Raw genomic sequence first — 24538 nt, forward strand, 5'->3', positions numbered from 1 at the left:
GCCATGACACTCCTGCGCATCATGCTTCTCACCACGCTGCTGCTGGCGGCGCCTGCGGCCGCGCAGCTCCAGATCACGCCGCCGGCGACGATCCCGAGCCCTGCGCCCGAAAAGCAGAAGCCCAAGGAAACGGCAAAGGAAACGGCAAAGGAAAAGCCAAAGGTCGCGCCGCACACGATCACCAGGAAGAAGGAGGCCGCACCGGCGCCAAAGCCGTCGGCCTCGCCGAGCCCGACGCTGCCGGCCACCGTGATCCCCGCGCCGCCGACCGACAATTCCAACGTCGACCTGGTGTTCGGCGCCTATCAGCGCGGCCAGTACAAGACCGCCTTCGACCTCGCCAGCGCGCGCGCCAAGACCGGTGATGCCAAGGCCATGACCATGCTGGGCGAGCTCTATTCCAACGCCATGGGCATCAGGCGCGACTACGCCAAGGCGATCGAATGGTACAAGCGCGCCTCCGACGCCGGCGACCGCGAGGCGATGTTTGCGCTCGCCATGCTGCGCATCGCCGGCCGCGGCGGCCCCGTCGACAAGGGCGAGGCGGTCAAGCTGATGGCCTCCGCCGCCAAGCTCGGCGAGCCCAGGGCGGCCTATAACCTTGCCCTGCTTTATCTGGACGGCCAGACCCTGCCGCAGGACGTCAACCGCTCCGCCGAGCTGTTGCGCCAGGCGGCCGATGCCGGACTGCCCGAGGCGCAATACGCCCTCGCGACCTTCTACAAGGAAGGCACCGGCGTGCCGAAGGACCCCGATCGGTCGGTGCGGCTGCTGCAGGCAGCCTCGCTGGCCGACAATGTCGATGCCGAGGTTGAATATGCCATCGCCATGTTCAACGGCGCCGGCACGCCGAAGAACCAGCCCGCAGCCGTGGCGTTGCTGCGCAAGGCCTCCCGCCAGGGCAGCGCGATCGCGCAGAACCGCCTCGCCTGGGTCCTGATCAACGGCATGGGCACATCCGTAGACAAGGTCGAGGGGTTCAAATGGCATCTGGTGGCCAAAACCTCCGGCAAGGGCGACCCGGAGCTCGACAAGCAGCTGGCCGATCTGCCTGCCGACGACCGCGCCAAGGCGGAGGCCGCCGCCAAAAAATGGCTCGGAAACAAATGACCTGACGCCAAATGCCCTGCAAATGACCTGAACGACTTGACGTTTGGCCCCTCGCGGGGCACCCAATCCCCTCAAATGGCGCGGTTCTGCGCCTCCTCCCCCGATCAAGACCAGAGCTCATGCTGTATTCCGCCACTATCAATGTCATGGTCAAGGCCGCGCGCCGCGCCGGCCGCAGCCTCAAGCGCGATCTCGGCGAGATCGAGCATTTGCAAGTCTCGCTGAAGGGGCCGGCCAATTTCGTCTCGCTCGCCGACAAGCGTGCCGAAGAAATTCTCTACCAGGACCTCGCCAAGGCGCGGCCGGGTTACGGCTTCATCGGCGAGGAAGGCGGCACGCGGGAAGGCTCCGACAAGAGCCACACCTGGATCGTCGACCCGCTCGACGGCACCACCAACTTCCTGCACGGCATCCCGCAATTCGCGATCTCGATCGGTCTGGTGCGCGAGGGCACCATCATCGCCGGCGTGATCTACAACCCCGCCAATGACGAGCTCTACATCGCCGAGCGCGGCAAGGGCGTCTTCCTCAACGACCAGCGCCTGCGCGTCGCCGGCCGCCGCCAGCTCAACGAATGCGTGGTGGCCTGCGGCCTGCCCCATATCGGCCGCGGCGACCACGAGGAATTCCGCCGCGAGATGACCGCGATCCAGGACCGCGTCGCCGGCCTGCGCCGCTTCGGCGCCGCCTCCCTCGACCTCGCCTTCGTCGCCGCCGGCCGCCTCGACGGCTACTGGGAACGCAATCTGCAATCCTGGGACATCGCCGCCGGCATGCTGATGGTGCGCGAGGCCGGCGGGACGGTGAGCGATATCAACACGCCGGGCGATGCGCTCGTCACGGGCGACGTCGTGTGCGGGAACGAGTTCGTGCACGGCGAGCTGGTGAAGATTTTGAGGAAGGCAGCGTAGGCCGAGGCCACACCTTACACACTGCGGTCATCGTCCGCGAAGGCGGACGATCCAGTACTCACCGGCATGCGCGGCGATTAGACTCATGAGGCGTCTTGAGCGCGCCACGTAGCACTGCTCAAACCAGCTCATCAATGCGGTCCGCGACGCTGACGAATGTTGGCCGGTCATCCGATCCTGGGGGATGGTTGAAGGCCACGACCCGGCCAATGCTATCGTAGCATCCGCATTACTAGGGCGTGGACTCGCTACGGGCAGCGAGCCATAGCCGGATGGATGCGATCTGGACGAAGGCAAGATAGTTGGCGGCAAGCTTATCGTAGCGTGTAGCGATCCGACGACGTTGCCTGATCCGGTTGGATCTTGGCTTATTTCGGCGGCTCACGGCCGGATTGCTCGGCCACCACGTATTCGGCATACCAATCCGGCCAATTTTCATCATGCGTGCCGGTCCGCTTCTCGTGCTCGCCATGCGCGGCGGCGGCGCGACGAAGTGCTGCGGCAAGCTCAGCCGGCGAGGAGAACGCCGTGTCGTCGGAGTCCACGCGCCCGGGCAATCGCGCGGTGATCTCCTGCAGGAGCCAGGTGTTTCCGTCGGGGTCGCTCAAAGAGGCGAACGAGACATAACTGCGCCCCGCCGGATCGCGTCCGCTCAGAGGCGGCTGCCCCGGTCCGGCGCGGTGGAATACATCGCTCACCTGGGCGCCACGTGCGATGAGTTCGGCGTGGGCTGCTTCGATGTCGGATACGATCAGGTAGATATTCTGTGCTGCGCCGGGTGTTGCGGACGTTAGCCCCTTGCCGAAATGGACCGAGGCTGGTGAACCGGGAGGCGTGAACTGCACCACGCGAAACGCGTCGCCGACGGCGAAATCTGCGTCGAGCCGCCAGCCAAGGCTGCCGTAGAAAGACTTTGAACGATCGACATCCGATACGGGTATGACGACGGCCTCAAGCTTGAAGTTCACCTTCTTTGCATCCGGATGCCTGGACGCGGCTCCCCTCTGCTCCTGGATTGTGCTCATGCCTAACTCCTCTATGGTGCGAAGTATTCTCTCATAGCGTTCTGCCCCGCCGGCCGGTTTGCGTTCGTCACTGCAAGAACGATTCGACGTGTATCTTCGCCGTCGCCAAATTTACAGTGGCGAGCCCCCAAATCTGCCTCGTGTTGACCCAATCATACTTCGGAGCTGCGGTGGTAAGACGCACGTTGGCAACGAGGTCCATCATCGGTTCATTCGCTCGCGGCGTCGCAACGCCCTCAATACGCATGGCGATGCGATGGCCGTCTTCAGTTTCAATTGTGGCTCTGCCGTCGAGATCAGTGCGTCCATCGGCACGCAGCTGGAGGTATTCGACGCCACTACGTACTTTGCCCGTGATCCGACCTTTGATGTCTCCCTCGAAAGCCACATCAATTCGTGCTCCCTGCAGGGGCACCTTTTCTTTGCCGCTTAGGAGTGCATCCAGCGTCACGCCGTAGTCGGTCACTCCGGTGATATTGAAGTCGCACTCGTAAATCTTTTCGCCTCGCATTTTCTGAACCTCGGCCATCATTCTCTCCTTTGGTGGTCGTTGTGCCGGATGGTGGCACTTCGCTCTCACTGCGAAAAGTGGAGGCGACACTCGACATTGCCAACTGACGGATGCGGAAGGAGCCCTACCAAACCACGGAGGGTCTATAGGTTCGACGTCCCCGGGCTCTTGCCCTCGAGCGAAGAAGCCCCGCAAGCCCAAGGGCTTATTACTTGTGTTCTTTAGCGACGACTTCCGAAATCCGCGGTTACGTGGCACAATCGGAACCTATCCTTCCGAATTTTGGAAGAGGATGCGATGGATCGCCTGGACGCCATGTCAACCTTTCTTGCGGTCGTCGAGGCTGGCAGCCTGTCGGCTGCGGCGCGTCAGATGAAGACGCCCCTTACAACAGTTAGCCGCAAGATCTCCGAACTTGAATCTCATCTGCGGGTCAAGCTGTTCAACCGGTCAAGTCGCCAACTCGTCCTCACCGACGCTGGCAGCTCCTATCTGCTTGCGTGCAAGCGCATTCTTGCGGATGTTACGGAATCCGAGCGCATGGCCTCTGGAGAGTTTACCGCGCCAACCGGCGAATTGACGGTTACGGCTCCGGAGAGTCTTGGGCGCACTCACCTCATCCCGATCCTTGCCGACTTCCTCAAGACCTTTCCTGACATCAGGACGAACTTGATTCTTACAGATCGTGTGGAGAGCCTGTTTCAAGAGCAGGTCGACATCGGCCTGCGCATTGGCGCGTTACCGGATAGCAGTCTGATAGCGGTGCCTGTGGGAACAACGCGAAGCGTAGTTTGCGCCAATCCCACCTATCTGGCGACGCGCGGAACGCCCCGCAAGCCGGAAGATCTGGCCGGTCATGACTGCATAAGCTATCCGGCCATCATGGCGCCCGATGTTTGGACATTTGCGGTAGGCAAGACGACGGTTGCGATACCTATGCGTCCACGGCTCGTTGTCAGCAACGCCGAGGCCGCGTGTGAAGCGGCGTGCGCGGGCGTGGGAATTACGATCGCTCTCTCGTATCATTTCCATTCCGGACTAAAGTGCGGATCGTTAACAACTCTACTGGATGAGTTTCGTCCGCCCACGATGCCGGTCAACTTCGTCTATACGGCCGATAAATTTCTTCCGATCAAAGTGCGAGCTTTCCTCGATTTCGCAGCCCCGCGGCTAAAACGAGTTCTGGCAGAGTTTAATAGTTAGGCCGCACGACCCTGCTCGACCGTTTCGCGAGATCTCGAAAGACTGTTTCGAGCCTCGATCGCCTCGATCGAGCGGTCAAACGCGCTTTCTAAAACATGCCTGCCAACCGTGCCTAGTACGGCACCTAGCACCCAGCCTTTGAAATTCTTTCCATCGCGAACGACAGTCACGTCGATTTCGGTCATGCCGTCAGGACGCCGAGTGAAGCTGTAGGTGTGACCTGACGCGCCTCCCCAAACATTGGAATCTGTCGTCGAGAGGATTACCCGATTGGGATGAGACCAATCGTAGTGCAAGCGTTCCCAGATGCCACCTGACCCCTCCGTGACGTCGGCCTCCGAAATACCCTTGTGATGCACCTTCAGGTACTCGTCCGCGCTGTTACCAAAAAGCTCCGAACGACCCGGCCCGAAGTCGGTGAGCCCAGCAATATACTGTTCAGGTGTTGACGTGGTCGTTCGGTGGATATGGATCGTAGACATGCTCAGCTCCCAATCTTCAGAATACGCGGACCAATCAAACTTCAGTCGACGGTGGAGCTCGCGTTGCGGACAATTACGCGATCGCGTTGCCGGCTGATTTCAAGCCCGGTCTTCCGGCTTGTCGTCGACAGGACCACGTGCTGGCCAGGTGCAAGAACTGACACAACACGGATTGGCGTTCCCGCCTCGCCTTGGGCCAGGGTTGTGACGACATGAAAACCGTCGCCCTCGATCGTGTAGTAAGTGACGCCCGATACGTCGCCGAGATCAATGCTCTTGGCTTGGATCGGACGCAGGCTTTCGGCATGGGCTGTACCAAGGGTAGCTGTGAGGAATGCAATCGTGAAAAGAGCGCTTCGGATCGACATGGTGACCTCCTTTGGATTCGTTCGAAGTGGATAGATGGTGGTGTGCGCTTTGGTGCTGTGTTTTAGGGGCGGGTATCGCCACGACGAGCATCTACGGTTGATGCCCCGTCGCTTCGCCCACCGATGACATCAGACGGGAAAACGCTGTCATAGATCGCCCGGGCTTCTTGAATCAGGCGGAGCCGTTCGCGTTCGGCCTTTGGAACAAACCGGATAACCTCACCCATATTCGCCTCCATCTGTAAGCTGTCGCGCTCGGGCGGCGCCGTTGGGTGAAAGTGGAGCGAAAACTGTCGGTGCAACAGACGGGAAAACTGAGAAGTCTCCTTCCGAAACGCGGAAGGCTTCGAGCGATTTCGTCGGGGTGCGGGGCCGAAACGGCGCCGTTCGCAATCGCTTTCAAGCGGGCGGCGTTGCCGCTACACTCGCCAAATGTCACCAAGAAGCAGGCATAGGGTTGCAGCCATCCAAGGAGCCGTCCACCATGCATGCAATTCGCAAACTGCGTGAGTCGGGCCACGCCACTGTTGCTGACTACGAAAAGCTTCTCGCTCCAAATGTTGTTTTTCACAGTCCCGTGTTGATACGAACTGCAGAAGGTCGTGCGGTAGTTGCGAAGATTTTCGCGACGTCGACCACGCTACGGGAGGGTGCCTATACGGGTGAATGGAAGCTAGACGACCGAAGAACCCTACTGAGATGGAAGGGAAAAATTCAGGGCCACGAGCTGGAAAGCTTCGATCTTATCGAAGAAAACGACGAGGGATTCATCGTCGATCGCACAATAGCTTTTCGTCCAATGCCCGCAGCGAGGCTTTTGCGGGATGCCATGCGGGCTGCCATGGGAAGCTCTATTCCGGACGATTTCTGGGAATATTCAGATTAGAACAGCGGTGGATCGGCGATATCGTTCCGCGGCGATGTCGTTCGATTGGGAGGCCATTCGCACGGGGAACTGGTGAAGATTTTGCGGAAGTAGCCGTCGCACGACGGCACGACCTGCAACGACTAAGAGTCGTCTTCGTCGGATTCCTCGTCCCGATATTCACCGCCGATGGTCAGGCCCTCGATGGTCGTGGCTCCTTTCGGCTTGATCACCCGGCGAAGCGGGACCGAGCTCTCGCTTCGCAATGCCTCCATCAGTTGTTCCGAATGCGTGACAATCCAGATGTCCGCGCGACGTGACGCCTTGGCGACCAGCCGCGCCAATGGCGCCAGCAGCGACGGATGCAGGCTGGTCTCCGGTTCGTTCAGCGCGATGAAGGGCGGCAGCCGATAGCCCATGAAGACTGCGAGCAGGCAGATGTATTTCAGCGTCCCATCGGACAGTTCATGAGCCCTAAACGGCCGCGGCATATCCGCCAGCTGTAAATCAAATTCACACCAACCATTTTCTTCCCATGCGCGGAGCTCAGCGCCCGGGAATGCATCCTGGATCGCGTCCTGCAAGTCGGTGGCATCTTCCCGAATGGAATAGAGCGTCGCCAGGGCGGCAGCCAAATCGGTTCCGTCGGCACTGAGCGAGGGCGTCGTGATCGCCAGACACGGCTTTCGTATCGGCGACGCCGGATCGGTGCGAAAATCATGATAGAATCGCCAGCCCAGCATCGCGTTTCTGATCAGGTCGATTTCAGGGCATTCCTTGCCATCGGAAAAACCCGCAAGCGCCGTCTCTGACGGCAGCACCGCATCCTTGTGGCTAACCCAGGCACCGCTCTGGCCGCGGAGGCTGACGAGCGAATTTTTCCGTTCCATCAACAGGACCTTTCGTTTGCCCTGCGTCGCTTCGATGCTTTCAGCCTTGATCATCGGCTCGCCGGAAAATGCCGCCTCAACCGGGCCGGGAAATCCGAGCTCAATGGAATATCTGAGATTATCGAATTTGGCCGACAAACGCAGTCGACCATCTTCTCCTCGCTTGCGAAGGCCGGACCAACAGACGGAATTTAATCCGCCCTCCTCGGCGATCGTGCGCGTGATTCGACCTGCCGCCGCGTCGCGCAACAGCGACAAGGACTTGTAGAGATTGGATTTGCCGACACCATTCTCACCCACAAACACGGACAAGGGGTGGATGGGTATCGAGAGCTGCCGAATGGAGCGATAGTTGGAAATCGCAACGTCGGTCGGACGCATCACACGCTCTCAATCGGCGGGTTGGCTGTGCATTCGCGCTGCGGTGCGAATACATGCTATTTCAATTCAGGGATGTAGTCTGGATTGACCACCCCGAGAAAGCAAGCCGCCCGATCCCGCGTTCAGTGGCCTGCCCTCATGCCGCCGATAAAGGGAGGCCGCAAATCGCGGCCTCCGGTCTCAAATCGTGCGTATTACCACGCCACCCATTTGCGGCCGTGCCAGTAGCCGCGTCCCTCGTGCTCCCTAAAAGCAAACTTTTCGCGCGGCCCCCACTTCCAATTGTCCTCATGGACGACGACGCTCGCCTCGTGGGGAAACTCATAGGCTTCCTGCGTGTGCCAGCAGGTGTGGCCCTGGCACACGATCGCCGCCGATGCGGTGAAGGTCGACATCATCAGCACGCCGCTGCCGACAGCGGCAGCGGAAAGGATCTTCTTCAACATTTGGACGGTTTCTCCGTGGAACCCCTAACCCCGCGGGCAAACACATTTGCCCGCGCGCGGTTCCGTCAGAAAACATGAAGCTTTCGTAGGAATCCTCGCACGGAGTGCGGCGATTGTGACCTTGATCCAGAAGAAAGGCAAAGTTGCTTGGGCTCACAAGAACGTCGTCATGACGCTTGTGGAACGCGGCGGCTCTGCCCGCAGCTTCCACGTTGATGGCGTGCGCACTGGCGATCTGCCTCCCATCATTCGCGGCAACCTCAGCCGTGAGGCGCGCCTGATGACGGACGAGGCTGCATCCTACAAAATCATTTCCGATATCGAGTCTGGACCATGCCAGCGTCAAGCCTAGCAAGGACGAATACGTTCGCTATGAAAGCGATGAAGTAATCTCAACCAATACGGTCGAAGGCTACTACTTGATCTTCAAGCGTGGCATGAAGGGTGTCTATCAGCACTGCGGCGAGATGCACTTGCATCGTTACCTTGCGGGGTTCGATTTCCGCTATAGCAACCGCGTCGCACTTGGCGTTGACGACTACGCCCACGCTGAGATCGCGGCGAAAGGTATCGTTGGCAAGCGTCTGACCTATCGACGGCCTAACAGCAAAAAAAGACGCTGCGTCGAATTAAGCTCCTGGCACGCCGCTTCCTGCGCTGGCTCGCCACGGTAGCGAGGACGTGACCATGCCCGTATATTCACGGAATCGACTCTCGCGTGCGAGACTGATCCCATCCGTCCTAGTACGCGAAATGATTCGTTGCATCAATGGAAAGGGCCAGACCCGGCAAGGTCCAGCCCTCCATTTTTTTCACGGCAACAGCCCTGAAAAGCTTGCGGCGCAGTCCGATAACAAATTCACACTACGTGGATTCGACTCGCTGTCAAGTTTTTCAGGATTCCTCATAAGGAACTGAAAATATGACTGTGTACTGGCTTACTTTTCGAATCCATGAAGCCACTGTCGGTGGCCGCACCTACGAAAAACGCTATGAAGCGCTCAATGATGCAGTCCGGACAAACTGCACTCAATGGTGGAAAGACCCAACATCTTTTATCGCCTTCGAGTCAGCAAGTACGATCAAATCGCTAATAAATGCCCTAGCGGGTGCCGTGGCTGAATCTCATGACATGTTCCTAATTCGAGAGATGGATACAAAATCGGCCGGCATCTATGGCAAGATCGTGGATCAAGACATCTTCAAGCTGATGCCTTACTTGCAGAAGTATTCCTGATGCACATCGATCGGCACCCGCAATAGTCGGGCTACCAAACGAACTACACGGCTCCTCACAAACCTGATCTGTCGTTTCGTGGCGGATACCTCAAACATAAACCCGGCTTACTTGCCGGGTTTTTCCAAATCCTTCGTCTTGTTCGGCATACTTTTTGAGACGCCGATATCTTTTACCTTGCCTTCACGATGCTGCGTTGGGCTTTTACCAACTACCTCAGCCGCGCGCTCGAAGCGCTCCCATGCGCCGGGATGTAGATCGATCTGCTCTTCAATAGTGCGTTTTTTCTCTGCCATCTTCCTGACCGTAAACAGGATACCCAATGCCGCACGATCCAGCTTTCATAGCACCGACCTACGAGACATGCATCGTATGCGGCGGAAAGCCACTCACGGAAACTCATATCTGGCCGCGCTGGCTCAAGAAGGTTCTTCCACGACAAAAGAACCACAGGACCACCCGCATTATAACACAGCACGGCCCTGGCTCGCGGACTTCCCAGCAACGGCAGGTATCTCAGAAGTTCAAACGAGACTCGTTTTTGCTTGCGCCGTATTTGGCATGCTCTGACTGCAATGGCGTCTGGATGAAGCAGTTCGAAGATGAAGTCGTGCTATTTCTGAAAGATGCCTTGGAAGACAAACTCGACAAAGCCCTAACCGAGCAAGAACAGGTCTCTCTGGCCGGATGGTTAGCTCTCATCACAATACTTGCCGAGTACGCCGACAACGCCCCTCCGACAACAGGCCAGAAAGCGCTACTAGCGTTACAAAAGACTAGGCTGCCACCAGACGGATTCCACATCTACGTAAGCAGATCCAAAGGACCAAAGTGGAACCAGTGGTACGTCTACCACAACTTCCACTTTAATGATGCTGGCCTATCGCATGTGCGAATCATGCGTGACGGACGTCCCCGCTACAACACGCAAGTCACCACCATGGGGATCGGCAACCTTTTGGCGCATGTGTTTAGCGGCCCAGATACAACTACGCTGCAAAGTTACAGCATCGCGGTAGAGGGCTCGAAGCTTGAACGGATTTGGCCACCCAAGGAATCTTTTTGGGTGAAGCAGGCCCTGTGGCTCCGGCCACAAACGCTTTTGAAGTTCCCGATGAAATCGGAATTCTCTGATAACGAGGCGGATGCACTCGCCGCCACCCTCAAGCAGCGAATAGCGGCGATGAACCGACAACCTCGAACGTGATTCGGGCGCGCCAGAAACCCCAAACCTCCGGAGCGCGCCCGCCTCTATGGCTTCACGGGCGCCGGCGGACCATACGCTTCGCCGCCTTTTGCCGTCACCTTCTCCCGATCCCCGCCCAGCACGCGCTGCACCGAGACGAAGAACACCGGCACCATCAGCAGCGCCAGGATCACCACCGCGATCATGCCGCCCATCACCACGGTGCCGAGGGATTGCTGGCTGGCGCCGCCGGCGCCGTGAGCGATCGCCATCGGCAGCACGCCGCAGATAAAGGCGAGACCGGTCATCAGGATCGGGCGAAAACGGAGACGGCAGGCCTCGATGGTGGCCTCCACCAGCGGCTTGCCTTCCTTCCGCAGGTCCTTGGCGAACTCGATGATGAGGATCGCGTCCTTGGCCGCGAGCCCGATGATGGTGATGAGGCCGACGGTGAAATAGACGTCGTTGGGCAGACCGCGCAGCATGGCCGCAACCACGGCACCGACGATGCCGAGCGGCACGGTGAGCAGCACCGCGAGCGGGATGGTCCAGCTCTCGTAGAGTGCGGCCAGACACAGGAACACCACGAACACGGAGAGCGCGAGCAGGAACGGCGCCTGCGAGCCCGACAGCTTTTCCTGAAGCGACTGTCCGGTCCATTCATAGCCGAAGCCACGCGGCAGTTTTCCGGCGAGCCGCTCCATCTCGGCGATCGCGTCGCCCGAGGTGAAGCCGGGTTTCGCCTCGCCCGAGATGCGCACGGCGGGATAGTAGTTGAAGCCGGCGATCTGGGTCGGACCGCGCGACCATTCTACCGTCGCAAAGGAGGAGAACGGCACAAGCTGGCCGTGGGAGTTCTTGACGTTGTAGTTGAGGATGTCCTCGGTCCTCATGCGGTCGCGGCTGTCGGCCTGCACCACGACGCGCTGCATGCGGCCGCGGTTCGGGAAGTCGTTGATGTAGTTCGAGCCGAGGTTGGTCGAGATGGTGTTGTTGATATCCTCGAAGGTGACGCCGAAGGCGCCCGCCTTCTCGCGGTCGATCACGAGATTGACGACGCCGGCCTCGGGCAGACCCTCGACATAGACCTTCTGCAGCACCAGGCTCGCATTGGCCTCCGCGATCAACTGGTCGGCGGCGCGCATCAGGGCCGGATAGCCCTTCTGGCCGCGATCCTGGAGACGGAACGAGAAGCCGGACGAGTTGCCGAGATTGTCGATCGGCGGCGGCTGCAGCGCCGAGATCTTGGCGTCGCGGATCGACGACGACAGATCGCGGTTGGTGTCGTTGACGATCGCGGCAGCGGACTCCGTCGGTCCACGCTCCGACCAGTCCTTCAGCGTGATGAAGGCCTGCGCGGTGTTCATGCCCTGGCCGGAGAAGCTGAAGCCGGTGAGGAAGGTGACGTCTTTCACGCCCGGTCGCTCGGCGAGATATTTCTCGACCTTCTCGATCACAGCCTCGGTACGGCCGTAGGACGAATCCGACGGCGTCTGCACGTCCGTAGTCACAAAACCCTGGTCGTCGACGGGCAGGAAGCCGCCCGGCAGATTGACGAAGGCCCAGGACAGGCCGGCGAGCAGCGCGACATAAACCAGCATCAAGCGGCCGGTGCGCTTCAGCGAGAAGACGACGGTGCGGGAATAGCCCTCCTTGCCGCCTTCGAGCATGCGATTGAACCAGCCGAACACGCCCTTCTTCGCATGGCCGTGACCGGCCGCGACGGGCTTGAGCAGCGTCGCGCACAGCGCCGGCGTCAGCGACAGCGCAAGGAAGGCGGAGAAGCCGATCGCCGCGACCATGGTCACCGAGAACTGACGGTAGATGATGCCGACCGAGCCCGGGAAGAACGCCATCGGCACGAACACGGCCATCAGCACCAGCGTGATGCCGATGATGGCGCCTGATATCTGCGACATCGCTTTCCGCGTCGCTTCCTTCGGCGGCAGGCCCTCCTCGCTCATGATGCGCTCGACATTCTCGACCACGACGATGGCGTCGTCGACGAGGATGCCGACCGCGAGCACCATGCCGAACATCGAGAGCATGTTGATGGAGTAGCCGGCGAGCAGCAGCGTGGTACAGGCGCCGAGCAGCGCCACCGGCACCACGATGGTCGGAATGATGGTGTAGCGGATGTTCTGCAGGAACAGGAACATCACCACGAACACCAGCACCACGGCTTCGACCAGCGTCGTCAGCACCTTCTTGATCGAGGCCTCGACCACGGGCGTGATATTGTAGGGGATCTCATAGGAGATGTTGGCCGGGAAGAAGCGCGACAGCTCCTTCATCTTCTCCTCGACCGCGCTTGCGGTCGCCAGCGCATTTCCGGTCGGCGACATCAGCACGGAGAGACCGGCCGTCGGCTTGCCGTTCAGGCGGGTGTTGAACTGGTAGCTGAGGCCGCCGACCTCGACCCGCGCGACGTCGCGCAGCCGCACGGTCGAGCCGTCGGCATTGGCACGCAGGATGATGGCGCCGAACTCGTCCGGCGACGACAACTGGCCCTTGACCAGCACCAGCGCAGAGGTGCGCTGGCTGTCGGTCGACGGCTCTGCGCCGATGCTGCCCGAGGCGACCTGCGCGTTCTGCGCCGATATCGCCTTGTTGACGTCATCGGCGGTCAGCCCATAGCCGACCAGCTTTGCCGGATCGACCCAGACGCGAAGGCTGCGCTCGGTCGAATAGAGCGTGGCGCGGCCGACGCCGGGAATGCGGCGGATTTCACCGAGCACGTTGCGGATCATGAAGTCGCCGAGGCCAACCTCGTCGAGGCTGCCGTCGGTCGAATTGAGCGTGATGATCTGAAGCACCGCGCTGGATGCTTCCTCGATCAAGATGCCCTGCTGCATGACCGCGCGCGGCAGCCGTGCCTCGATGCGCTTGATGCGGTTCTGCACCTCGACGGACGCAGCGCTGGTATCGGTGCCCGGCTGGAAATTGGCGATGATCTCGACCTGACCGAGCGAATCGCTGGTCGATTCGAAATTAAGAATGCCGGAGGCGCCGTTGAGCTCCTCCTCGATCAGCCGGGTGACGCTGTTGTAGAGGTTTTCGGGCGACGCACCGGGATAGCTGGTCGAGACCGAGATCGAGGGCGGCGCGATGATCGGATATTGCGCGATCGGCAGCAGCGGGACCGAGATCGCGCCGATCAGACAGATGAACAGCGCGACGACCCAGGCGAAGATCGGCCTGTCGATGAAGAAGCTGGCCATGGTGCGTTACCGCGTGACCTTGAGGGCGTGCCGGTTGTCCGCGCTCGCCTCGGCCTCGGACCAGGATTGTGGATTGACCTTGTCGCCGGCCGCAAACTTTTGGAAGCCTTCGACCACCACCTTGTCGCCGGCCTTGAGGCCCTCGGTGACGAACCAGATTCCGTCCTGCACCGAGCCGGTGCGGATCTGCTGCACGGCGATGCGGTTGTCGTCCTTGACGACGAACACCTCGCTGCCACCGCCGCCATTACGCTGGACCGCCTGCTGCGGCACCGCGATCGCGTCGGAGTCCAGGCCCTGGTCGAGGCGGACGCGGACATACATGCCCGGCAGCAGCTCGCGCCTGGGATTGCGGAACTCGCCACGCAGCGTCACCTGGCCGGTATGGGCATCGACCTTGGCGTCCGAGAACAGAAGCTTGCCGTCGAGCGCATAGATGGTGTTGTCGTCGAGCACGAGGCGCACCTTGACGGCATCGGCCTCGATGCGATCGAGATCGCCGCTCTCGAAAGCGCGACGCAGCTGGTTGAGCTCGGTCACCGACTGGGTGAAGTCGGCATAGATCGGATCGAGCTGCTGCACGGTGGCAAGATTGGTCTCGTTCTGCACGACGAGCGCGCCTTCGCTGACCAGCGCCGCACCGACCACACCGTCGATCGGCGCGCGCACGGTGGCGTAGTCGAGATTGAGTTTTGCCCGCGCGAGATCGGCCTTGCGGCCCTCGACCTCGGCCTGGGCCTGGCGCTCGGCGGCGATGGTCTTCTCGTTCTCGGCTTCCGGCGCGGCGCGCTGGCTGGTGAGCGTCGCGATGCGGCGCGCCTGCTGCTGCGCCTGCATCAACGCGGCCTCGGCCTTGGCGACCGCCGCGTCGTTGGCCATCACCTCGACCTCGAACGGGCGCGGATCGATGCGGTACAGCGCATCGCCCGCCTTCACTTCGCTGCCCTGGCGGAACAGGCGCTCGACCACGATGCCGGACACGCGCGGCCGCACCTCGGAGACGCGCGTCGGCGAAATGCGGCCGGGCAGCTCGCGCACCACGGCGCGGGCCTGCTGCTTGACGACGACGACGCTGACATCGGGGTCGATGGGTTGGGCGGCGGAGACGGCGGAAGAGGATTCGTCGCAAGCGCCTAGCAGCGGCGCAAAGGCCGCGAGCATCATTGCAACGCATGCCGATCGCGCTCGAAGTCCTGACATGAAGTGGGGTGCCCCAAAATTGTTGAAACTGATCACGCTTCTCGCGCAGCGCCCGTCCCGGGCAATTTCTGCGCGCCTGATGCGATCAAGATAGAATGGACTTGCTGCGGCGCAACGCATGTGGCGGGCGGCTCAATGTCACATGAGCTATCGCGCTGACTTCAGGCTTATTTTTGGGACTCACCGGATTGTGAGTCGGGTTCCGTCGTCGCGCGCTGCGACAGAACATCGCAAGGGACTGGGGCCACGATGAATTCTGTCAGCTTCATAAGATGGGTTGAGCTCTTGCGAAACCCATCGCCCTGACGGGCAGACGCAGCGTCTGCTCGTGGTTTTCAGCTCGATGTCACTGCGCGGACGGAGTTTGATGGGGTTCGCTTCCGCCTTCGCTCTTCGAGCTACGGCGGACAAGTCGCTCTACCTACGAACTACTGGGCTTGATCGCAGGCCTGCAGGATCCGAACAAAATCAGCCATGCTGGATCGATCTCGATTGTCAGCCATGGCCGCAACCTGAGTATTGGACGCGGGCTGGCTTCCCTGCCAGAGCCGCATGAGGAGATCGGCGATGTTTCCGGCGATGTTTCTCATGGCGTACTCGCTGCACCACCTGTGACAGTAAGCATCGGTTGAGCGGCAAAGCGCCGCTAGATCGGGAGAAAGGCCGGTGGGCGCTACGCCGCCGGCCTTGTCCCGCAACTGCCGGCTCGGAGGGCCGGTTCCGTTGCTTTTCTCACTCTGGATGTATCGGTACCACCAACACTTGGTCGCTGCCATCGCGCGCAGGTATGAAGTGACCATACTTAGGTAGGCTTTCTTAGGTAGGCTTTGGACTACGGCGCCCGCCGGTGAAGAAAGCTGCTCGAAGAAAGCCGCGGGCATTTCGTAGTGCTGGACGTTTGGGGCGTCCGGATATTCGGCGATTGGCCGCAACATCACCTGCCCTCCAAAAACAGCATCATCCATTACGTGACCGCCGCGCGACCCCGCGCTGGCGATGATGCCGTCGCGGGGCCTGCAGAACGGTAGCGACCTTATCGCTTGGCTGGCGGACCGCTCTTGTTGCCCGGCAATCCCTTGACGTTCGCCGGATCCTGCTCCTGCACCGATTGATTTTGAGACGCCGAGCCAACCGTGCCGGTACCAGCCGGCGGCCCGTTCTTGTTGCCGGGAGCGCCCGCAATTCCTGCGCCTGAGTTCTGCGCACTCGGCGCGGTTGCCGCGCTGCCGGACTCGGCGCGAGGAGGGCTACCCGGGATTTGAGCCGCCGACCCGGGCTTCTCCTGTTCCGAGACGTAACCCGATGCACCGGAGTTCTGAGTCTTGATGCCTTTGTCGGCTTCATTCTGGAGATTGTGCGATGGCGAGGCCTGCTGCGCCATCGCCGGTGCCGTGAAGCCGGCCACCAGAGCAATTGCCGCGAGTGCGAGATGTCGCATGGTGTTTCCTCCTCAGGGTCTTACGCCGATAACCGCCGAGGAGCTCGACGTTTCCGATCACCGCCGGAATTGTTTGCAAGCAGGGACCGCTGCTTCGTCCCCGGCGCACGATTGATCCGTAGGCGCCCTAATCTGCGGCTCTCATGCGATAGTGGCTGACGCCCCATTCGGTTCCGTCGGCGTAGCCGAACAGGCCGGCGGTGGCGAGGAAGAACCAGCGCCAGCGCCGCATCCACAACGCGGTGTCCCCGCCATAGACGTTCCGCAATGAAACTTCGATCGTGTCGCGACGTGCATCGAAATTGGCGAGCCAGTCAATTGCGGTGCGCTGATAATGCGTGCCGCTCCAGCGCCATTCCTTCTCGATGGCGAAGATATCGTCATACTGCCTGACGAGTTGATGGCTCGGCATCACGCCGCCGGTGAAGAAATGCTGCGCGATCCAGTCCTCGCGATTGGCGCGGTCGAACGCGTAGGAGCCGGCGCGATGGGTGAAGATGTGCATGAAGAAGCGCCCCTCCGGCGCAAGCCACGCGAGCACCCGGGTCATCAGCTTGCGCCAGTTCATCATATGCTCGAACATCTCGACCGAGACGATGCGATCGAACTGGCCCTCCGGCGCGAACACGTTCATGTCGGCGGTGACGACGCGCAAATTGCACAGGCCGCGGCTCTGCGCCATCTCCTCGATATAGGCGCGCTGCGACTGCGAGTTCGACACCGCGGTCACCTTCGCATGCGGAAATTGCCGAGCGATCCACAGCGACAGCGAACCCCAGCCGCAGCCGAGCTCGAGGACGGTCTGCCCGTCGGCGATCCCCGCATGCTCGACGGCCTGGCGCAGCGCTTCCTCCTCAGCCTCCCGCAAGGTGGTCGCATCGGTCTTGTAGAAGCAGGAGGAGTATTTGCGGTTCGGGCCCAGCACCTGCGCGAAGAAGCTTTGCGGCACTTCGTAATGCTGGCTGTTGGCCGTCTCGGTGTGCTCGGCGATCGGCCTTATCATCATGCGGCCGGCGAAAGCGGCATCGTCGGCTGCGGTGTGCGCGGCGAGGCGCGTTGCGGTGCGCGAGCACAGCCGCTGGATCGCGGCGCGGACCACGAGGTCCGGCAGCGGCACGCGTTCGGCAGTCCCGATGATCGCGGAGACGACGCTCATGCGGCCATTCCCTCTCTGGGTGGCAGGGGAAAGAACATGCTGGTTCGGGATTGATGGGCAGGCGCAAGCAGACGGGCCCAGGCCCACGGATAGACCGCCGAGAGTGCGATGGCCGTCAGTCCCCTAGGAAACGTCGCCATGCCAAGAATCCGACCTAAGTGTGTGGAATACCGAAGTTTTACAAAATACGTGTATCAAAGCCGGGTTTCAGCTTTGGGTTCCCCGATCCCCTCCCGAAATCCGCACATCCGGCGCTTTTTTTGGGCGAGCGCTGTGCCATAGTGCGGATGCAAGCAAGCTTTCGTAACGGATGATACCGGCCATGCCGTCAGGCGCCTCGCCCCGCTCCTCCCTCGACATCGAGTACACCAAGCTCTCCTCGCCCAGCGTCTTCCTGGTGCGGATGCTGGTCTTCCTGGTGCTCTGCACCCTGGTGGGGGTGGTGCTCTACAAGCAGATCATCCAGGCCTTCTTCGCCAATCCCGGGCTGAACGCCCTGATCGGGGCCGTGCTGTTCATCGGCATCGTGCTGGCCTTCCGCCAGGTGATCCGGCTCTATCCCGAGGTGTCCTGGGTCAACAATTTCCGCATCGCCGATCCCGGCCTGGCGCCGGCCCGGCACCCCAAACTGCTGGCACCGATGGCGATGATCCTGGGCGGCGAGCGCACCGGGCGGATGTCGATCACCCAGACCACCATGCGACATCTGCTCGATTCGATCGCGACCCGCCTGGACGAGGCCCGCGACATCTCCCGCTACATGACCGGCCTGCTGGTCTTCCTCGGCCTGCTCGGCACCTTCTGGGGCCTGATCGAGACGGTCGGCTCGGTCGGCAAGGTGATCGACGGCCTCAAGGTCGGCGGCGATGCCGGCGCACTGTTCGACACGCTGAAGGAGGGCCTGGCCGCCCCGCTCGGCGGCATGGGCATCTCGTTCTCGAGCTCCCTGTTCGGCCTCGCCGGCTCGCTGATCCTCGGCTTCCTCGACCTGCAATCGAGCCAGGCGCAGAACCGCTTCTACACCGACCTCGAGGACTGGCTCGCCACCACCGTGCGCGAATATGGCAGCGGCGAGGTGGCCGTCGCATCGAGCGGCGGCGGGGTTGCCAGCGGCGAACTCCAGGCGGCCGTCGAGCGGCTGCGCTCCGTGCTCGAGGAAGGCACCGCCAGCCGCAGCACCACCGCGTCGATGGCGAGCCTTGCCGAAGCGATCCAGGCGCTGGTCTCGCATATGCGCACCGAGCAGCAGATGATTCGCGAATGGGCCGACGGCCAGGGCGAGCAGAACCGCGAGATCCGTCGCCTGCTGGAGCGCATCGCGCGCCAGCCCGAGAAGAGTTAGACGCTCGCGTGCCCCGGACGCGACGCAGCACGAAGTGATGCGTCGCTGAGCCGGGGCCCAGAAAAAACGAGGAATGGGTCCCGGCTCTGCGGAGCAGCGTTGCACGCTGCACCGCGTCCGGGACACGGAACGGGAGACCGACGACAATGGCTCTAGCCCGCGGCCGCCGCAGCGATGGCGCCTTCAACTACTGGCCCGGATTCGTCGACGCGCTGTCGACGCTGGTGCTATCGATCGTGTTCCTGCTGTCGGTGTTCCTGGTCGTGCAGTTCTTCCTGTCGCAGGAGGTGACCGGCAAGGACAAGGCGCTGGAGCAGCTCAACGCCAAGATCGCCCAGCTCAACGAGCTGCTATCGCTGGAGAAGCTCGGCAAGCTCTCGCTCGACGACCAGGTCTCGCAGCTGAAGGCGGGCCTCGCCTCGGCCGAGAGCGAGCGCGACCGCATCAAGGGCCTCTATGAGGGGCTCGCCGCCGCCGGCAACGACGCGCAGGGCAAGACCTCCGAGCTCGGCAAGGCGCTCGACTCCGAGAAAGCGGTCTCGGCGCGGGCGCTGGCGCAGATCGAGGTGCTGAACCAGCAGATCAGCGCGCTGCGGCGGCAATTGGCGGCACTCGAAGAGGCGCTCGACGCCAGCGAGAAGCGCGACAAGGAATCGCAGAACCGCATCGCCGATCTGGGGTCTCGTCTGAATGTTGCCTTGGCGCAGCGCGTGCAGGAATTGTCGCGCTACCGCTCGGAATTCTTCGGCCGCTTGCGCGCCATTCTCGGCAACCGTCCTGATATTCGCGTGGTCGGTGACCGCTTCGTGTTCCAGTCGGAAGTGTTCTTTGACACCGGACAGGCAACGCTGCTGCCCGAGGGCCGCGCCGAGCTCGACACCGTGGCGGCCGCGCTGATCGAGCTCGACAAGAAGATCCCGAACGAGATCGCCTGGGTGCTGCGCGTCGACGGCCACACCGACGTGCGGCCGGTGAGCGGTCCGAACTTCAAATCCAACTGGGACCTGTCGGCCGCCCGTTCGATCTCGGTCGTGCAGTACCTGATCTCGCTGGGCGTGCCGGCCCAGCGCCTCGTCGCCGCCGGCTTCGGTGAATTCCAGCCGCTCGACAGCGCCAACACCGAGGACGCCTACAAGCGCAACCGCCGAATCGAGCTGAAGCTGACGGAGCGGTAGTGAGCACGCTCCACCTCCGCCCCTACCTGGCCGCCGACGAAGCGGCGACGATCGAGCTGTGGCGTCGCACCTGGCAGCAGGCCTATCCGCAGATCGATTTTGCCGCGCGGGTGGACTGGTGGCGCGAGCGCTGGCGCAGCGAGCTGGTGCCGAACGCCGCGATCGTGGTTGCCGAACAGGACGGCGTGCTGACCGGCTTCGTCACCATCGATGGTGAAGGCTATCTCGACCAGCTCGTGGTCGATCCTGATCATTGGGGCTCGGACGCGGCACGGCTGCTGGTTGACGAGGCCAAGCGCCTGTCACCATCGGGCGTCACGCTGCTGGTCAACAAGGACAACAGCCGCGCCATCCGCTTCTACGAGCGCAACGGCTTTGCCCATGCCGGCGAGGATGTGAACCCGACGTCGGGACGGCCGGTGCTGAAGATGGCGTGGCGGCCGTGACGGCAAGCAGATGGAGAGGATCGATGCGGCTGAGCGATCTGGCCAAGGGGTCTTCGGTGTTTCTGGCCGTCATCGTCGCCGGCTATGTGTCGACGATCTATGTCGACCAGCGCCTCGCGCCGCCGCCCAAGACGGCGAATGAGACGGCGAGTGAGCCGGCGTCGACGAGCACTCCCGCTCCGACAGACAGCCCGGCTCCGGCCAATGGCGGGTCGGCCTGCATCGGCGAGGGCGGCAGCTGGAAGAACTGGCCGTGGCCGAACGTGCCAATGGGCTCGCCGAAGTGCCCGTGAACGCGGCCGCCTCAACCAAAATGACGAAAACAACCCCATGCACAGTAGCCGATGATAAGATAGCGGGCCCTCACGGGCGCCTAACGCCAGTTCACACTTGGGGCTAATCAGAGCGCTGTCCACTTCCGGTACGCGCCATCATTCTTCGGCCGTAGCCGGCGTCGCGAGCAACAGCGACCGCTTGGGCGCGGCTGTTTGCTCCGAGTTTCCCCAAGACAGCCGAGACATGATTGCGGACAGTCTTTGCCGAGATCTTCAGCCGGACAGAGATATCGGCATTGCTCATACCGTGAGCAAGAAGTTCGACGACATCGCGCTCCCGCGCTGTCAATTCGTCGAATGGCTCGGTCGCGCCGTCATGAGAGGTACAGGGAAGGAATTCGTCGAGCTCGTACACGAACTGCTTCCAGGCCGGCTCGGTGCCCAACAGAATGTGATTGCGGCTCTCGAGGGGCACAAATCGCGCGTCTGGAATTAGCGCGGCGACCCTGCGACCATCATCAAAGGGCAACACCGCGCTCTGACGGGAATGAAAGACAAGCGTTGGACAGCGCAGGTTCGGCAGCAGGTCCTGCATATCACTCTCCACGAGGGTGCGCAGCAGCGCGACCGCGTTTGCGGCAGAAGTTGTCAAGCGTAGCAGCTCATTGAAAGAGCGAGCCTGCTCCGCAGTCGCGTCTGGAATGTGCAGAGATGTCAGGAAGGTCCCAAATCCGGGAATGTCCTGCGGCCAACCCAACTCGAACGCCTTGAGCTGTACCTGCATATTTTCGACCCGCTCAGGCGGGGCCTTTGCCGTCAATGGCCCCGCCGGCGATGTGCCATACAGCACGAGCCGGCTGACGCGATCAGGATTCTGCACGGCAAAGGGGAGAACGATCCGCGCGCCACCGGACATGGCCAGGAGTGCGAAATTGCGGACTCCAGACGCGTTGACGACGGCTTCAAAATCCTCAACGAGCTTTTCGAAGGTGAACTCGACACCCGAACGATCGGACAGGCCGGTCCCGCGAAAATCGTAGCGGATCAGGGTGTGCCGCTTTGCCAGCGCCGAGATCCAAGGCCGCCAGACCGGGCTGTCCCAATCAAAATTGAGGTGGTGGACAAAATGCGCGACCCACACCAGCGGAGGTCCGCTGCCACATATTCCATAAGCGATGCGTGTGCCATCGCGGCTGGCGCAAAAACGAATCTGCTGCGTTGGAGGCAACACGGGGACCCACGGGGGTGTGCGGCTCTAGCACGATCTATGGCATCAAGTTACCATGTCCATGACTAGACCGTCGAGGGCCACGCGCCAATGCTGCCGGGTCCGTATTCCCTTAGAAGTGTATCAATCGGAGGCCGTGTGCCCCCGCCTGTGGGTTCGAGATATTGGCCCAAGCGACGGCCGCGCGCGACAAGTTCTCTGCCCGCATGCTTTCGGCGGCGCTCGTAGGCGAGCAATGCGCCGCCAATGTCACCTTTGGCAAGCTCATCGGCAAGCGCCCAGGCGTCCTGCGCAGCCTTGGTGACGCTGGTGCCGACATGCGGTCGAGCGACGAAAGCCGCGTCGCCAACGAGGACGACACGAGCGAACGTCATGCACGTCGTTTCGAGGTCGAAGATCGCAGAAAGAATCGGTTGTTGATTGCCGGCGACCAACTCGGCGAGCTGAGGAGCCAGCAATCCGCGAGCGCTCAGCTTGAGTTCGGCGATGACCTCTTTTCGAATGAGAGGCGGCGGTATCGAATCTCCGTGACAATACCCCGTCGCATCGGTGCACCATTCCCGCAGCGTGGAATCGAAGTCGGCCGGACGAAACCAGACAAACATGCATCTGCGGCCGCCAGCCGCATCACGATCTGCGATCGGGATGGAAAACGCGAGTTCACCGTTCGGCAGGCAGAATACCATGTCCTGGAGTGTGCTGGCGCGCCATTGCGGCGAGATGCTGTTTTCCTCGACGATGCCTCGCCATGCCACATAGCCGGCATAGCGCGGGGCGATTTCAGGCATGTACTGCCGACGCACCGTTGAACGAATACCATCCGCCCCAATCAGTAGATCAGCTTCGACCCGCGCCCCATTTTCGAACAAGGCAACAACACTGCGCTCCTTCTCTTCGCAGCGGATGAGCGTCATTCCCCCATGGTAGGGTCCGGTCGAGAACGTTTCCCTGAGAGACTGGTAGACCCGATCCCATGCCGTAGTCACTTCTCGCACCGGCAGTTCGCAAATCGACTCGCCGCTCCGGGCGAGGCAGACGTGCGAGCGCACCTCCGTCCACATCGACCTGTCGATACGGATTCCAATCTGCCGCATGACCATGAACAAGTCGGCTTGCGCGCCAAGTCCGGCCCCCCGCCCGGCGAGATCTCCACGTGCGCGTTCGAAAATATCGGCATGCCACCCGATGGATCGTAGCAGGTTCGCCGTGAGCAGTCCGCTCAGGGAGCCACCGATGACCAGGGCGCGGGGTTTGCTCATCTCAGGGGCTCTGGCCTGACGCGGTGTCAGTTGATCTTGAGGCCGGTCGTGTCGATCAGCTCCCTCCAGCGGGCGCTTTCGGCCTTGATGAAGGCGGCGGATTCATCCGGATTGCTGCCGACCGGAACCGCTGCGAGATCGGCCAGGCGTCCGGCAACATCGGGAAGCGCCAGGACTTCTCTGATCGCTGCGGAAAGCTTTGCGGCGATAGCATCCGGCGTCTTTGGTGGAGCGACGATCGCAAACCATTCCTCGTGAGCAAATCCCGGCACTGCCTCGGAAATGCTCGGAACGGCAGGCTCCTGTTGCAGTCGTGCTGGCGTTGTAACAGCGAGAAGCCTGAGCTTGCCCTCCTTGATGTTGCCTGCGACGTTGCCGTAGAGGTCGATCATCATGTCGATATGACCACCGATCAGGTCATTCATCGCCGGCGCCATGCCTTGATAAGGCACATGGACCAGGCGAATGTCGGCGGCCTTCATCAATTGCTCGGTGGCGAGATGCGGCGTGCTACCCGTTCCTGGCGATCCGAATGTGAGTTTGCCGGGATTGGCCTTGGCATAGGCAAGCAACTCTTGGAGATTTGAGGCCGGCACCTTCGGATTGATGACGAGCACCGTCGGAAGTCTGACCAGCAGGCTCACCGGCACGAACGCGTCCGGATCAAAGTTCAACTTGCTCCGAAGATGACCGCTGACAACGAGCGGCCCCGGGGGCGAGGCCAAGAGCGTGTATCCGTCGGGATCCGATCTGGCCACGGCTTCAGCACCGAGGTTCTGAGCCGCCCCGGGTCGGTTCTCGATGATGACGGCGACGCCCCATTTCGCTGACAGCTTCTCGGCGACAATCCGGGGTACGACATCCAACAACGGTCCCGGCGGCACGGGTACGACGATCTTGATCGTGCGATGGGGAAAGTCCTCGGCCGCAGCCAACCCGCTGACCGCGGCCGCAGTCGTACAAACAGCCGCGATAAGACAAATCGCAATTGAAGAACGGGCGAGATATTTCACTGATTGCCTCCTCCAAGCAGCCATCAGGCCGCAACCAATGGAGGAACAGTGATGTCAAATTCGAAAGTTGTCATGGGGCCGATGTCCCGGAGAGCGTTCAAGGTGCGAACCTTGGCGTCCTGAAAATCGGGACTTTGCGCTGATGCGACGAAGCAATCCAGAGTCCCTCC

The 24538-nt window shown here is 61.5% G+C and carries 25 protein-coding genes and 2 pseudogenes; 11 read left to right on the forward strand and 16 right to left on the reverse strand.

Annotation, left to right across the window (positions count from 1 at the left end; genetic code table 11):
- Positions 1 to 3 precede the first annotated feature (3 nt).
- Complete coding sequence (locus ABID58_RS08990; protein ID WP_354032368.1) at positions 4 to 1110, forward strand: tetratricopeptide repeat protein; 1107 nt, start codon at positions 4 to 6, stop codon at positions 1108 to 1110.
- A gap of 119 nt (positions 1111 to 1229) precedes the next feature.
- Positions 1230 to 2021 (forward strand): inositol monophosphatase family protein, encoded by a 792-nt coding sequence (locus tag ABID58_RS08995; RefSeq protein ID WP_148756412.1) that lies wholly within the window; start codon positions 1230 to 1232, stop codon positions 2019 to 2021.
- Between the two features lie 232 nt (positions 2022 to 2253).
- On the opposite strand, the pseudogene ABID58_RS09000 reads toward ABID58_RS08995, so the two are convergent.
- The 3 genes and pseudogenes from ABID58_RS09000 to ABID58_RS09010 all read right to left on the reverse strand — a co-directional run.
- Positions 2254 to 2379: pseudogene (locus ABID58_RS09000) on the reverse strand (IS5/IS1182 family transposase); the annotation flags it as partial.
- Positions 2380 to 2389: 10 nt separating this feature from the next.
- Complete coding sequence (locus ABID58_RS09005) at positions 2390 to 3046, reverse strand: VOC family protein (RefSeq protein WP_148756411.1); 657 nt, start codon at positions 3044 to 3046, stop codon at positions 2390 to 2392.
- A gap of 67 nt (positions 3047 to 3113) precedes the next feature.
- Complete coding sequence (locus ABID58_RS09010; RefSeq protein WP_354032369.1) at positions 3114 to 3578, reverse strand: DUF3237 family protein; 465 nt, start codon at positions 3576 to 3578, stop codon at positions 3114 to 3116.
- 276 nt (positions 3579 to 3854) lie between these two features.
- On the opposite strand from ABID58_RS09010, the gene ABID58_RS09015 reads away from it, so the two are divergent.
- On the forward strand, positions 3855 to 4760 hold the full coding sequence (locus ABID58_RS09015; RefSeq protein ID WP_354032370.1) for a LysR family transcriptional regulator: 906 nt from the start codon (positions 3855 to 3857) through the stop codon (positions 4758 to 4760).
- On the opposite strand, the gene ABID58_RS09020 is transcribed toward ABID58_RS09015, so the two are convergent.
- On the reverse strand, positions 4757 to 5242 hold the full coding sequence (locus tag ABID58_RS09020) for a hypothetical protein (RefSeq protein WP_354032371.1): 486 nt from the start codon (positions 5240 to 5242) through the stop codon (positions 4757 to 4759). The two genes, ABID58_RS09015 and ABID58_RS09020, sit on opposite strands and share 4 nt — an antisense overlap.
- A 41-nt stretch (positions 5243 to 5283) precedes the next feature.
- On the reverse strand, positions 5284 to 5610 hold the full coding sequence (locus ABID58_RS09025) for a hypothetical protein (RefSeq protein WP_148756408.1): 327 nt from the start codon (positions 5608 to 5610) through the stop codon (positions 5284 to 5286).
- Positions 5611 to 6094: 484 nt separating this feature from the next.
- Between ABID58_RS09025 and ABID58_RS09030 the strand changes: the two genes are divergently transcribed.
- Positions 6095 to 6496, forward strand: coding sequence for a hypothetical protein (locus ABID58_RS09030; RefSeq protein ID WP_354032372.1), 402 nt, complete (start codon positions 6095 to 6097; stop codon positions 6494 to 6496).
- A 122-nt stretch (positions 6497 to 6618) separates the two neighbouring features.
- Here the strand turns inward: ABID58_RS09030 and ABID58_RS09035 are convergent, their stop codons facing one another.
- Both ABID58_RS09035 and ABID58_RS09040 read right to left on the reverse strand, forming a co-directional pair.
- Positions 6619 to 7746, reverse strand: coding sequence for an AAA family ATPase (locus tag ABID58_RS09035; protein WP_354032373.1), 1128 nt, complete (start codon positions 7744 to 7746; stop codon positions 6619 to 6621).
- A gap of 194 nt (positions 7747 to 7940) precedes the next feature.
- Positions 7941 to 8192, reverse strand: a complete 252-nt coding sequence (locus ABID58_RS09040; protein ID WP_354032374.1) for a hypothetical protein — start codon at positions 8190 to 8192, stop codon at positions 7941 to 7943.
- Positions 8193 to 8256: 64 nt separating this feature from the next.
- On the opposite strand from ABID58_RS09040, the pseudogene ABID58_RS09045 reads away from it, so the two are divergent.
- Both ABID58_RS09045 and ABID58_RS09050 read left to right on the forward strand, forming a co-directional pair.
- Positions 8257 to 8866, forward strand: a pseudogene (locus ABID58_RS09045) (IS1595 family transposase); the annotation flags it as partial.
- A 248-nt stretch (positions 8867 to 9114) separates the two neighbouring features.
- Positions 9115 to 9429, forward strand: a complete 315-nt coding sequence (locus ABID58_RS09050; protein ID WP_354032375.1) for a hypothetical protein — start codon at positions 9115 to 9117, stop codon at positions 9427 to 9429.
- Between the two features lie 107 nt (positions 9430 to 9536).
- On the opposite strand, the gene ABID58_RS09055 is transcribed toward ABID58_RS09050, so the two are convergent.
- Positions 9537 to 9752 (reverse strand): hypothetical protein, encoded by a 216-nt coding sequence (locus tag ABID58_RS09055; RefSeq protein WP_354032376.1) that lies wholly within the window; start codon positions 9750 to 9752, stop codon positions 9537 to 9539.
- 263 nt (positions 9753 to 10015) lie between these two features.
- On the opposite strand from ABID58_RS09055, the gene ABID58_RS09060 reads away from it, so the two are divergent.
- Positions 10016 to 10636 carry a hypothetical protein gene (locus ABID58_RS09060; protein ID WP_354032377.1) on the forward strand — a complete coding sequence of 207 codons (621 nt, stop codon included), beginning with the start codon at positions 10016 to 10018 and terminating at the stop codon, positions 10634 to 10636.
- A 44-nt stretch (positions 10637 to 10680) separates the two neighbouring features.
- Here the strand turns inward: ABID58_RS09060 and ABID58_RS09065 are convergent, their stop codons facing one another.
- The 5 genes from ABID58_RS09065 to ABID58_RS09085 all read right to left on the reverse strand — a co-directional run bounded on the left by ABID58_RS09065 (position 10681) and on the right by ABID58_RS09085 (position 17630).
- Complete coding sequence (locus tag ABID58_RS09065; protein WP_354032378.1) at positions 10681 to 13836, reverse strand: multidrug efflux RND transporter permease subunit; 3156 nt, start codon at positions 13834 to 13836, stop codon at positions 10681 to 10683.
- A gap of 6 nt (positions 13837 to 13842) precedes the next feature.
- Complete coding sequence (locus ABID58_RS09070) at positions 13843 to 15036, reverse strand: efflux RND transporter periplasmic adaptor subunit (RefSeq protein ID WP_148756404.1); 1194 nt, start codon at positions 15034 to 15036, stop codon at positions 13843 to 13845.
- A 428-nt stretch (positions 15037 to 15464) separates the two neighbouring features.
- Positions 15465 to 16001: a hypothetical protein gene (locus ABID58_RS09075; protein ID WP_354032379.1), complete on the reverse strand. Its 537-nt coding sequence runs from the start codon at positions 15999 to 16001 to the stop codon at positions 15465 to 15467.
- Positions 16002 to 16069: 68 nt separating this feature from the next.
- On the reverse strand, positions 16070 to 16294 hold the full coding sequence (locus tag ABID58_RS09080) for a hypothetical protein (protein ID WP_354032555.1): 225 nt from the start codon (positions 16292 to 16294) through the stop codon (positions 16070 to 16072).
- Between the two features lie 307 nt (positions 16295 to 16601).
- The gene (locus ABID58_RS09085) at positions 16602 to 17630 is read right to left on the reverse strand and encodes an SAM-dependent methyltransferase (RefSeq protein WP_354032380.1); all 1029 of its coding nucleotides are present in this window, start codon (positions 17628 to 17630) and stop codon (positions 16602 to 16604) included.
- Between the two features lie 322 nt (positions 17631 to 17952).
- Here ABID58_RS09085 and ABID58_RS09090 point away from each other — a divergent pair, with 322 nt between their 5' ends.
- From ABID58_RS09090 to ABID58_RS09105, 4 genes are all read left to right on the forward strand, one after another.
- Positions 17953 to 18972 (forward strand): flagellar motor protein MotA, encoded by a 1020-nt coding sequence (locus tag ABID58_RS09090; protein WP_187435487.1) that lies wholly within the window; start codon positions 17953 to 17955, stop codon positions 18970 to 18972.
- A gap of 146 nt (positions 18973 to 19118) precedes the next feature.
- Positions 19119 to 20147, forward strand: a complete 1029-nt coding sequence (locus tag ABID58_RS09095) for a peptidoglycan -binding protein (RefSeq protein WP_148756398.1) — start codon at positions 19119 to 19121, stop codon at positions 20145 to 20147.
- Positions 20147 to 20593: a GNAT family N-acetyltransferase gene (locus ABID58_RS09100; protein ID WP_148756397.1), complete on the forward strand. Its 447-nt coding sequence runs from the start codon at positions 20147 to 20149 to the stop codon at positions 20591 to 20593. Before ABID58_RS09095 ends, ABID58_RS09100 begins: the two co-directional genes overlap by 1 nt.
- Before the next feature lie 23 nt (positions 20594 to 20616).
- Positions 20617 to 20886 (forward strand): hypothetical protein, encoded by a 270-nt coding sequence (locus tag ABID58_RS09105; RefSeq protein WP_148756396.1) that lies wholly within the window; start codon positions 20617 to 20619, stop codon positions 20884 to 20886.
- A 103-nt stretch (positions 20887 to 20989) separates the two neighbouring features.
- Here ABID58_RS09105 and ABID58_RS09110 read toward each other — a convergent pair whose 3' ends face one another.
- The 3 genes from ABID58_RS09110 to ABID58_RS09120 form a co-directional block, all read right to left on the reverse strand.
- Positions 20990 to 22009 (reverse strand): alpha/beta fold hydrolase, encoded by a 1020-nt coding sequence (locus ABID58_RS09110; RefSeq protein ID WP_354032381.1) that lies wholly within the window; start codon positions 22007 to 22009, stop codon positions 20990 to 20992.
- A 152-nt stretch (positions 22010 to 22161) separates the two neighbouring features.
- Positions 22162 to 23355, reverse strand: a complete 1194-nt coding sequence (locus ABID58_RS09115) for an FAD binding domain-containing protein (RefSeq protein ID WP_354032382.1) — start codon at positions 23353 to 23355, stop codon at positions 22162 to 22164.
- Between the two features lie 26 nt (positions 23356 to 23381).
- Positions 23382 to 24368: a Bug family tripartite tricarboxylate transporter substrate binding protein gene (locus tag ABID58_RS09120; protein WP_354032383.1), complete on the reverse strand. Its 987-nt coding sequence runs from the start codon at positions 24366 to 24368 to the stop codon at positions 23382 to 23384.
- Positions 24369 to 24538 lie beyond the last annotated feature (170 nt).

The sequence above is a fragment of the Bradyrhizobium sp. S3.2.6 genome, from assembly GCF_040546885.1.
In the GTDB taxonomy this organism is placed as follows: Bacteria; Pseudomonadota; Alphaproteobacteria; order Rhizobiales; family Xanthobacteraceae; genus Bradyrhizobium; species Bradyrhizobium cytisi.